The organism is Dolichospermum sp. UHCC 0259, assembly GCF_009711935.1.
Taxonomy (GTDB): domain Bacteria; phylum Cyanobacteriota; class Cyanobacteriia; order Cyanobacteriales; family Nostocaceae; genus Dolichospermum.
This window is the reverse complement of record NZ_VIKX01000116.1, coordinates 1-10,888: the sequence shown is the minus strand read 5'-3', so window position 1 is coordinate 10,888 and position 10,888 is coordinate 1. Positions and strand designations below refer to the sequence as shown.

Genomic DNA, 10,888 nt, shown 5'->3' with positions numbered 1-10,888 from the left:
CACTTCCCCCACTTCCCCCACTTCCCCCACTTCCCCTACTTTGCTTGAATTGGTGTCAGGGCTACGCCTTGGTAGTAATATCCTAAAATTTGCAGGTGGTTTGCACCACGTTTTGCTAGTTCGTAAGCTCCCCACTGACTCATTCCTAAACCGTGTCCAAAACCTAATCCTTGGAGGATAAAACTGCCATTTGCGTCTTTATTAACAATAAAACGCGTACTTTTAATTCTGAGTGCAGTTCTCACTTCTTCACCTTTAAGAACTTTAGTCCCTTTATCACCGATAACTTTTAAGGATTTGACACTTTTGAAAGGTGAAAGAGTTTCGATAATCATGTCTTTGACATTACCAACACCGGAAATTCTGGCGCTAATTTCTCCGGGGGTAAAGGTTTTTACCCAGTTACATTCTTTGATATTTTGGTCAAAGTCGGGAACAGCCCGCAGGTAGGGTTCTTTGCTAACCCAGACATCTTCGACGTTTTCGGTGTGTCCACCGGAACAAGCGTGAAAGACGGAAAGAATGATTTGGTTGTTGTAGGTGAGGACTTTGCCGGCGGTGGTGTCTACTGCGCTGTAGGTTTTGGGGGCTTCACTACTAACACCTTTGTAAATTTGCCAACGGTCTGGACTATCTCCTAAGTCGTAAACGGGGTTTCTCCGTTGTCTTTCGCGTTCATAGAGGGCATAGGTGCGGGCGGCGATCGCTTGGGCTTTGAGGGCTTCAGGTGGCCAGCTAGTATTCATTTCTCCACCAATGACGCTGTAGAGGTATTCTTCTAAATCTACCCAGTTAACAGCGGTTAAGCCGTTGGCTGTGGGGACTACTAGGGTTCTACCACGAAACCAGCGATCGCCAATATAAACATATCCTTTATTGGTGGGTTCAATCCAAAATAACCCCGATTGCCATCTATCTAAAGCTACTCCTCCAGGAACTGCTTGAGCCGCAAATGCACTCATTCCTGGTAATTCTCCCAGAGTCTTACCACTACTATCTTTAACAATAGCGGTTGTAGAAGCACCGACTTTTACCTGTTTGACTTCTCTTTCAATAGCCACACGCAGAATTACAGATGCTTGTGCAGGAGCAAGTAAAGCAAACCAGATCAGGATACCTATCCACCAATGTCTACCTTTAATCTCAGAAAACAAATTGCCTAATAAAAGTTGGATTTTCATGCTAATCGTTTGATCACAAGCGTCTACTATTCTAGTTCAGCAATTCTCTAGATTGGGGATTGGGGACTGGGGATTGGGGACTGGGTAATTTTCTTCTTCCTTCTTTCTTTCTTCTTTCTTTCTTCTTTCTTTCTTCTTTCTTTCTTCTTCCTTCTTCTGACTCCTGACTCCTGACTCCTGACTCCTCTTCTCATGGTGTCAATATTTGGCGAGAATCATAAACTTCATTACCAACAATGCCAATTAAATTTAACTTGCTTAAAATTTCTGTAGCTTCCATCAATTTATTGGGAGTAACTTTACCAATACGTCCTACCATGACAATTCCATTACATAATGAAGCCACAATTCTGCCATCAACTGTATCTAAAACAGAGGGTGCATCTATTAATACTAAATCATAATTTAGTTCAAATAAATCCATTAATTCTTGCATTCGCTCGGAACTCAGCAGATTTACCGCATCCGCAGGGATTGGACCAGCAGTTAAAACATCAATAGCTGGGTGGATAGGCTGGACGTAAGTATTAAATGATGTATTGATATCATCAACCAGTAATAAGGATAAACCCCAATCATTGGTCAGTCCTAGAGTTTTATGTAAACTGGGAGAACGCAAGTTAGCATCAATTATTAATACTCTTTGGTGCATTCGAGCCGCACTAGCTCCTAACCCTAAAGCCAAAGTTGTTTTTCCTTCTCCTGGTAGTGCAGAAGTTAACATCAATGATTTTAAAGGTAGAGAATCATTTAACATCTGAATATTTTGGTAAATAATATCTAATGTTTCATGATTCGGCAAATTTTTGATAATTCCTTGATGAGAAATATCTAAATTTTTAGATTTATCTCTAACCATAGATTGGAATTGGCTTCTCCAACTATTTTGACGTTTTCCTAATCTTGGTACTGACCCCAATAACTGAATATTGGTCAAATTTTGTAAATCCTGAGTATAGAAAATTGCATTATTAAATCTCTCCCAAATCAACGCTGCTGCTAAACCCAATATTGGACCGATGAATATTCCTCCAACAATTAGTAACCACCGCAAATTACCTATATGTATTCCTAAAGCGGGTTCTTCTAAAATTTGCCAATTAAAACCTTCTTGAGCAATTTTGACACCTAATGAATTTTGCACCTGCGTCAATTGTTGTAGTGTTTTACGATAAGCTTCTATATTTGCAACTAACCTCTTATATTCTGTAATTAAACTGGGATATGTATTCAGCAAAGAACTAATTTCTTGTTCGGATTTTGCCAAATCACGATCATGAGCAATTAGTCCTAGTGCATTCATTTTTAATTGAGTTAAATCATTTTCTACCTTGGGGATTATTTGTGATGATAATTTTGATTTACTACTAATAGTAATAGCTTTATTTTGTCCTTGTTGTTGTAATATTGTACTAATAATTTGCTGTTTCTGTTTCAGTTGTTGGATGATAGGATGTTTTTCTGTATAAAGAATACGAGCTTGCATTAACTTTTGTTCTGTTTGATTAAGTTCACTAATTAAGGCTTGATATTGTCTAGATTCCAGGGAATCGTTAATATTTATGTTATTTTGATTGGAAGATTCAATTGCTTGTTCTAAGCTGTTGTGCCTAGTCTGGACATCTTGCAGTTGAGCGCGAGTTGTTTGCCGCTGTTTTTGAATATCTGCTAAAGACTGTAATAAAATTTGACTTTGTAAAACTGGATCAATTAAATTATTTTGTTGACGAAATTGTTCTAATTTTTTCTCGGCTTTTAATACATCTTTTTGCAGTTGTGGTATATGGTTATTAACAAAAACTAATCCTTGATTAATTCGCTGATTTTTTTGATCGTTATTATAGTCCTGATATACTTTCTCTAAAGCTTGTAATACTCTTTTAGTCCTGAGAGGATCTTTGTCTGTAAAAGAGAGTAAAAATACTTGGTTGAAATTTTGATTAACTCCTGTATCTCCTGGTAACTGAGTTAGTGCTAAAGATGAAACTTTATCAATTTGGCTGTTACTATAAATATCTTCTACGGTCATTTGTGGATAATCACTATGCAGTAAATTTACAGCTTTCTGTATTAATTTACTACTCAGCATTAATTTAATTTGACTACTGTAGTCAATGGATAATAATTGCGGTTTACGTAGGTCTTTTGTTGTCTTTTCTATCTTACTATTTGGTGAAGATTTATCTAAATTATAACTTACCAATATTTGCATATAGCTTTGATAAGTCGGTTTAGTAGTGATAGCTATAAGACTTGTTACTGACATAACTGCACAGGAAATTCCTAGTATCAACCAACGATGGTAAAGTACAATTGGAATTATTTTTTTGATATTAATTACGCTATGTGTAGAGCTAGTAAGTAATTTTTTCAATGTTATCGCATTTGTAGCCACAATCATATTCCTCTCAAATTGCAACAATATATCGGGAAGAAGATGATGATTAGAAAACTTTTAGAGATATTTTTTGATACTCAATGTTTTCTGGTGAATAATCACTACTTATTCTTCCTATGATTACAGATATACTTAACAGAAAATATTCAGCAAGTAGTTCTTGGCTAATACTTTCAAACAGGTATATGTCTAATCAGTGTGAGGAACATAAATTTTCTGCAAATATTGTGAGAATATTTAAGTAGGGTTTGCGGAAAAAGTTATCTGTGAGGGCTAGGAGTCAGCACTTCGACTTACTTCGACAAGCTCAGTACAAGTCGCTCAGTGACCAGTCAGGAGGAAGAATTAGAAGAAGAGAAGAATAGTCTTGAATTTGGTCAAGTGATAGGGTTTTGGTAATTTCAACGCTTATTCCTTTCACTTGTTTCACATTTTTTACCTTCAAACTCTTGATATATCTCAGTTCTAGCTTTATATGGCTTACGCCACGCTACGCTATCAGCAAGCCCTAAGTAGCACTCCGTGCCTACCTCACTATTTGGGGCAACCACAGGGGGTTTGCCCCTACAAATCAAGGTTTTTCGTGATTTTACAAAAGTCTATGTCTCAACCGTTTTTAGTATAAAAAAAAAAGCAAGCTGTTGAAACTTGCTTTTTATATAACTGGGGCGCTAGGATTCGAACCTAGGGATGGCGGGACCAAAACCCACTGCCTTACCACTTGGCTACGCCCCAATGGATTCACTATAGAGAATATAGCAGTTATATTAGAATAATGTCAAGTGTTTGGGAAAAGAAATTTTGCCTACTTAGGAAATAGATCCCCGACTTCTTGAAGAAATCGTGGATCTGCGGGGTTTGAGGGGCTAAAATACGCGATGCTGTAGGGATGGCATTTGGCGGCGGACTTGTTCTAGTCGGGTGGGTTTGATTTCAGCGATCGCTACTCCTGGTTTTTCCCCAGCGTCTGCTAAAATGACACCCCAAGGGTCAATAATCATGGCGTGTCCATGAGTTTGGCGACGGTTATAATTAGTACCAGTTTGGGCGGGAGCAATCACATAACAGGTATTTTCTATCGCCCTGGATTGGAGTAATACTTGCCAATGGTCTTTACCAGTAAAAGCTGTAAAAGCTGCGGGAACAAATAAAATATCTGCGCCTTGATTAGATAAATGTCGGTACAGTTCGGGAAAGCGAACATCATAGCAAATAGAAAGGCCAATTTTCCCTAAGTCCGGGGAAGCGTAAACGGGAGGTAATTGTTGTCCTGCCATGACGGTGCTAGATTCTTGATAGGTATTACCATCAGGGACATTGACATCAAATAAATGAACTTTTTGGTAACGGGCGAGTTCTTGACCGTTGGCATTGATCAGTAATGCTGTATTATAAACTTTACCGTTACTATCTACAGGGATAGGGAAGCCGCCGCCGAGAATGGTAACTTGAAAGCGTTGTGCCATTTTGTGGAGAAATGTTTCCGTTGCTTGAGCGATCGCATCTCCTTGAGCTAGTTTATCCTTTTCTTCCCCCATAAAAGAGAAATTTTCTGGTAAACCCACCAACTCTGCACCCTGACGCACAGCCAAATCAATTAATTCTTCTGCTTGTGCCAAATTTTTTTGCAAATCAGGCACACTGGTCATTTGAATAGCGGCGGCTAAATAAGACTTCATAGATTCAATAACAAACGGTAGATTGAGACAATTATAGATATCTAAATATATCGTCATATCATTCCATTTTAAACAAAAAGTAGGGGCGGGGTTTCCCCGCCCAATTTCTCCGCCTAGAAATTAAAAGTCTTTCAAAAATCGTTTCTTTAAAGTCAATGGGACATTTTTTGCCATTTCTAAACCTTCCGCATTTTGCCAATTAGTTTTTTCATCCCAACGGATATCGCCAAAGGTATGATCACTAAATATAGCGCCCATAAAGTTTGCACCATCAAAGTTTGCACCACGCAGGTCTGCACCACTCAGATTAGCGCGACTCAAATCCACATCTTGAAGATTTGCACCGCATAAGTTAGCACGACTCAGATTTGCACCACTCAAATAAGTTTCTGCTAAATTTGCCCCAGAAAAATCTACATCTCTTAAATCTGAACCAATGAAATAGGCACGGTTAAGGTTAGCATAGCTAAAGTTTGCCCCACAAAGACTAGCGCGGCTAAGGTCTGCCTCTGTTAAATCTGCGTAACTAAGATTTATTTGTAACAAACTTGCACCGCGAAGATGAGCGCCACTCAGAAATTGACCAACCAAACTGCGGAAATTTTCACCCTGCAAACAACTACTGTAATAAATAATATTTTGTAATTGATAGGTGAAATTATTGTCTTCCGGTTGACCAGAGGGATAAAAAATTATATGCTCTTTGAGCAACTCATCTTCTTGAGCATAACGCTGGATAGCTAAAAGTAAAATCATCACATTTAATCCAGCATAAATATCTACTTGACGCTGACCTAATTGATAAATGCCCGCATTTTGCAATTCTCGCAGCTTAGTTTGGGGTAAGGTTTCTTCAGCCGTATCAACAAATTTACCCTGACACCAATTAACATAAAAATCATCTAACCGTCTATATAGTTGTACCCACCGAAAATTGGGAATAGCAATCATTAAACCCATTAAATATTCAACTATTTCCTTGCTAAGAATACCAAAACCCAGCAAATCATAAATCTGCCAATTCATCTCCGTCTCATTGGTAATTAATTCTTTCGCAGATTCTGTATTATAATACTGTGTCCAGGCAGTGAGGCTTAATTTTAAACTGTCAGCAAATAGAAATTCACGAAAACTTTGATGGCTAAAGTTTACCTGATTGTCTGACTCATGATCAGGATAAACATAAAAATTTGCTAAGGGTGTTTTGATAATGTCATCCTTGATAGATTGTGCATCATCTCCTAGCCGAGATTTTAGCATTGATATTGCCGAAAATTCTTCACCTGACTGGGTGACAGCAACAGCAGCTTCTGTAAGAATATCTTTTAAATTTGGTAATTGATCATGGAAAGTTTCACCTGATTTAGAAATCAACCAATTTATAGCTGCTTGATAAATTAAAGCTGTAGCAGTTCTAGTATTATCTGCTGCTAAATTATCAATTACCAGTTGATCATCTCGATACATTCCCGCCAAAAAGTATAGTAATAATGGTTCAGAAATTAATTTTTGAATAATTGCAGGACATTTTTGATTTACTAGAAACTGCTGTAAATCTGTATTTTTCTCGTGATTATTGGGTAGAGATCGCCATTTTTCTAACCATTTTTCTTGTTGTTGTTGATCTAAAGGTAGGATTTCTACTCTTTCTAAATTTGTGGGTAAATTAGAGATAATTGATAAAGGAATTACATTACTGGTAATTAATACCTTATGTCCCATGCTTGGATCATTTTGACATTGTTGCTGAAATTCGCTAATTTGCTGAATAAATTTTTCCAGGTTTTGATTATTTCTAGACGCAGTTGGTAATTCGTCCCAACCATCAAAGATAAAAACAAAGCGATGATTTTTATTTCTTAACCAATTATGATCACCACGAATCAAGCTAATATCTAAATTTGCAGTTAATGTTTCTGCTAACTGAGATGATAAAACTTTGATGTCTTTGACATTAATTAAAATTGGTGTCCAGAAAGGATGTAAATGTTGTCTAATCCAATTTGCGAATATTTTGCAGAAAACACTTTTACCTCTGCCTCTTTTTCCTTGGATAAAGATAAGTTTTTCTGAGTTGTTTTCAGTCAAGATATTTTTCTTTACCCATGCTTCTAAATCACAAGATTCAGCATTAATATTTATTTGCCCATATTGATTTACAGATTTAGCTTTAAGAGGAATATAAATCTCCTTAAATGTGCAAGTTTGATCAAACACCTGATCTAATGCTTGAGTATCAATGTGATGTTTGAGATATTCCTGAATGTTTTGAATATTCTCTTGTTCTGCTGCCCATTTATCCCGACAATTGGGGATGATATCATCATCTAAATCTAGCAAAAACTTGATAATATGTGAATTGGTATTTACTGCAATTCGTTTTGCTAAAAGTCTGGCTGGATATTTACCTAAATAGTCAGATGTCAACCTTGTAGATAATAATTGATTAAATGCTACTGCTAATTCAGATTCATGAAAACATTCAATAGTCTGGATAGCAGTTTGTTCATCTAATTCAAGATTATTGATAGTTGCTAAAATTTTTCCTAATTCTTCATTTTGATCTGGGTGATCATAGTTTAAAGAAGGGTATAAAGATAAAATATCCCGGATGCTTTCTAAATAAGCAACTTGACTAATAATAGATATGTAATCTGCTAAAGTAGGCGTTTCTTGAGAAAGATCACGATAAGATTTGAGGAAAGTTACTCCCAAAGATAAAAATGATAATTCTCCAGTGATTATCTGGGTTAATGGTGAACATAATACATCTAATAAAGAAGATGAATTTTGCACTAACAGTTGCAAAACTTCTAAATTACTATCTTGCGCTTGAATGGCTGTTGCTGCTTCTAAAACTACTTCACCTGTTGCGGTGGTTGTATTGGTACTTTCTGCTGTCACTGAGAAAGCTTGACGAAATTGATACCAAATATTTAATAGAGATTTTTTCATTGCTTACCACTACTCAAACTATTTAAAAATATAATTTATAGGTTAACAGTAATCACTTGTAAATATAGCCATATATACAATTTTTGCAAGAAAAATTTACACCACAAACCTATATTCACCGTATAATTACGGTATTAGACAGTGGGATTACGGTTAATCCAAACGCCTCTGATTCCTGCCGATTTAGCCCCATAATAATCATCTGTTATGCTGTCACCAATGTGCCATGCTTCTTCTGGTGAACATTTATGCTTGTTTAAAGCAATTTTAAATATTTCTGGATCTGGTTTAGCGGCACGAACTTGAGTGGAAATGGTGACAGAAGAAAAATATTCTCTGAGTCCTAAACCTTGCAATACTAAATATAAACGAGAATCAAAATTAGATAATACTCCTAATTCAACTCCTAAGCGTCGCCAGTTCATCAAAGCTAGAGTGACATCAGGATAAACATACCAAGGTTCTGGAGTACCAAAATGGATATAAAGTTCGGTAAAAAAAGCGGTAAAATCGGTAAATTCTTGGAGAACACCAGCACCTTCAAAGGTATTTAAGGCAATTATCCGCCACCAATCATATTCACGCTGGGGAATATCTTTGATATCTGCATCCAGAAATATTGGTGGTGGTGAGGCTTTAAAGCTTTTGACAAAGTTTTGATCTAAAATTTGGGCGGAAACTTCTACACCAAATTCTTGGGCGATTTGTCGGTAAATTTCCCCAACACTACCTTTAATCCCAAACAATGTACCAACAGCATCTACAAAAATAACTTTAGGCTTTTTCATAAAATTAATACTTTAGTCCGCAGCAGTCACTAAATACATAGCCATAATATCTGAATTTGTCTAGTTTACCGTTTTAGATCCCCGACTTCTTTGAGAAGTCGGGGATCTTTGAGTTAATTAGAAATGGCTTCTATTATGGGGCTAACTAACCAATTAAACCCGACTTTCAATTGATGATTTAAAGTGGGTAAACGATACAGATAAGCCAGCCGACGGGCTAAGTATGCAAAAGAACCATCTAATTGTACGCCTAACCCGGTGAGGGTGGCGTTATCTATTCCCAAAGCCATCATTTCTCCTAATGGTTGATAGCGGAAGGGAAGGAGGGGACGATTGGTGATGGTAGCCCAGATGTTCCAAGCGGTATAATCGGCTTGTTGAAAGGCTACTTGGGCGGTTGCGGGGACTTGTTTTCCGTCTGCGTCGAGACAGTCGGCTAAGTCTCCTAAAGCAAAGATTTCGGGATGTTCTATGACTTGTAGTTGTGCTGTGGTGGTGATTTGTCCGCGCTGATTGTGCTTGAGGGGTAAGGCTGTGACAACTGGAGAAACTTTTGTTCCTACTGTCCAAATGACTAAATCTACGGGTATGGTGTCTATTTGATTTTTATACTCTAGGGAGATGCTATCTTGGTCAATTGCTGCTACTTTGGTTTCTAGGTCAATAAATATGCCTTTACTATCTAAGGCTTTTTTGGCGGCTTCACGGTTAAATTCTGGGGAAGTGCGTAAAATTTGATCACCGACTTCAATGAGGCGGAAACGTCCTTTTTCGCCGATTCTATCTGCTAGTTTACAAGCTAATTCTACGCCGCTATAACCTGCACCAACTATGGCGACACGGATTTTTTCTGGTTTTGCTGCTTCGAGAATTCGCAACCGTTCTTCTAATTTGTAGGCATCTGTGATAGTACGGAAGGGGTAAGCGTGGGTAGCAGCACCGGGAACTAAGTCTAGGGGTGTTTCACCACCTAGTGCTAAGACTAAACGATCATAATTTAGTTCTGATTTATTTTGTAGTTGAACTGTTTGCTTGTTGATGTCTATTGCGGAAACGGACGCTTGGTGGAACTGGATTCCTGTTCCTTGCAGTAGTTCTGAGTATGGTGGGGCGATTTCCCAGGTTTGGAGTTCTCTGGTGAGGAGTTCGTAAAGGAGGGGAGAGAAGACAAAGCGATCGCTCTGATCTACTAAAATAATCTCAGGTTTGGGTGTAGATTCCCAGGGTAATTGGCTTAAACGCAGGGCGGTGTAGAGTCCACCAAAGCCACCACCTAGTATACAAATTTTTGTAGTTGGTTGAGTCATAATTTTTTTAGGCACTAAATCCCAGTCAGATATTTATTTTAGTGTAATGTTTTATTACGGTTTCTTGCCATTAACCAACAATCCTGATACCTATCTTCATGCAAATCAGGACAAATGGTAATTCTATCTTTAAAAATCAATATTTAAACGCAGATAAACGCAAATAAACGCAGATGAATTAATAGATTGAATAATTTTGTGTTAAATGTTTTCCACGACAAACTACATAGTCGCTAATACAAATTCTCCTTCGTTAACAGAGTTATTTATTGATATATCATAAACCAAGCCTGATTTCTCTGCATGAACATGAATAGTTGTGGGTAATTCACCTGTTTTATTGAAAGTGAGGACTGTATATAGCCAGTCTCCTTTGTTGACTAAAGTACCTAATGCAGCTTTAGATAAAATCATTCCTCCTACAGGTGTCCAATATTTTTTGAGTTGACTAAGTGAACGAAAATTGGTTTGATGAGATATACTTTTTGGTTGGGTTAAATCCTGGATTTCTAAAATACCTTTTTGGTAGTTTTTCACTCTCCCCCCACTTTCGAGAGTTTATAGGGTAGGTAGAAGTAGG

General features: G+C 37.4%; 8 protein-coding genes and 1 tRNA gene. All 9 read right to left on the bottom strand.

Translation table 11 applies throughout. The annotated features are described in order from the left end of the window. Nucleotides 1-35 precede the first annotated feature (35 nt). Complete coding sequence (locus FJR05_RS09085) at nt 36-1,181, bottom strand: SpoIID/LytB domain-containing protein (RefSeq protein WP_168643800.1); 1,146 nt, start codon at nt 1,179-1,181, stop codon at nt 36-38. A 47-nt stretch (nt 1,182-1,228) separates the two neighbouring features. Further along, nucleotides 1,229-1,375: a hypothetical protein gene (locus FJR05_RS09080; protein ID WP_168643799.1), complete on the bottom strand. Its 147-nt coding sequence runs from the start codon at nt 1,373-1,375 to the stop codon at nt 1,229-1,231. After that, nucleotides 1,372-3,582 carry a polysaccharide biosynthesis tyrosine autokinase gene (locus FJR05_RS09075; RefSeq protein ID WP_174783643.1) on the bottom strand — a complete coding sequence of 737 codons (2,211 nt, stop codon included), beginning with the start codon at nt 3,580-3,582 and terminating at the stop codon, nt 1,372-1,374. The genes FJR05_RS09080 and FJR05_RS09075 overlap by 4 nt, the downstream gene beginning before the upstream one ends. Nucleotides 3,583-4,242: 660 nt before the next feature. After that, nucleotides 4,243-4,314, bottom strand: a tRNA-Gln gene (locus FJR05_RS09070). Between the two features lie 131 nt (nt 4,315-4,445). Beyond that, entirely contained in the window at nt 4,446-5,258 is an 813-nt protein-coding gene (locus tag FJR05_RS09065; RefSeq protein ID WP_168643801.1) for a carbon-nitrogen hydrolase family protein, read from the bottom strand. Nucleotides 5,259-5,378: 120 nt separating this feature from the next. Next, nucleotides 5,379-8,213: a pentapeptide repeat-containing protein gene (locus FJR05_RS09060; RefSeq protein ID WP_168643798.1), complete on the bottom strand. Its 2,835-nt coding sequence runs from the start codon at nt 8,211-8,213 to the stop codon at nt 5,379-5,381. Nucleotides 8,214-8,347: 134 nt separating this feature from the next. Continuing rightward, nucleotides 8,348-9,001, bottom strand: coding sequence for an HAD family hydrolase (locus FJR05_RS09055; protein WP_168643797.1), 654 nt, complete (start codon nt 8,999-9,001; stop codon nt 8,348-8,350). Nucleotides 9,002-9,114: 113 nt separating this feature from the next. Next, nucleotides 9,115-10,308 carry an NAD(P)/FAD-dependent oxidoreductase gene (locus FJR05_RS09050; RefSeq protein ID WP_168643796.1) on the bottom strand — a complete coding sequence of 398 codons (1,194 nt, stop codon included), beginning with the start codon at nt 10,306-10,308 and terminating at the stop codon, nt 9,115-9,117. 222 nt (nt 10,309-10,530) lie between these two features. Continuing rightward, a complete protein-coding gene (locus FJR05_RS09045) occupies nt 10,531-10,845 on the bottom strand; it encodes a hypothetical protein (protein ID WP_174783642.1) in 315 nt (104 codons plus the stop codon). Nucleotides 10,846-10,888: the final 43 nt, after the last annotated feature.

Bases quoted from the DNA above. Each gene is read 5' to 3' on its own strand.
- FJR05_RS09065 (WP_168643801.1), bottom strand. From the start codon at position 5,258: ATGAAGTCTTATTTAGCCGCCGCTATTCAAATGACCAGTGTGCCTGAT.
- FJR05_RS09080 (WP_168643799.1), bottom strand. From the start codon at position 1,375: ATGAGAAGAGGAGTCAGGAGTCAGGAGTCAGGAGTCAGAAGAAGGAAG.
- FJR05_RS09050 (WP_168643796.1), bottom strand. From the start codon at position 10,308: ATGACTCAACCAACTACAAAAATTTGTATACTAGGTGGTGGCTTTGGT.
- FJR05_RS09085 (WP_168643800.1), bottom strand. From the start codon at position 1,181: ATGAAAATCCAACTTTTATTAGGCAATTTGTTTTCTGAGATTAAAGGT.
- FJR05_RS09075 (WP_174783643.1), bottom strand. From the start codon at position 3,582: ATGATTGTGGCTACAAATGCGATAACATTGAAAAAATTACTTACTAGC.
- FJR05_RS09060 (WP_168643798.1), bottom strand. From the start codon at position 8,213: ATGAAAAAATCTCTATTAAATATTTGGTATCAATTTCGTCAAGCTTTC.
- FJR05_RS09055 (WP_168643797.1), bottom strand. From the start codon at position 9,001: ATGAAAAAGCCTAAAGTTATTTTTGTAGATGCTGTTGGTACATTGTTT.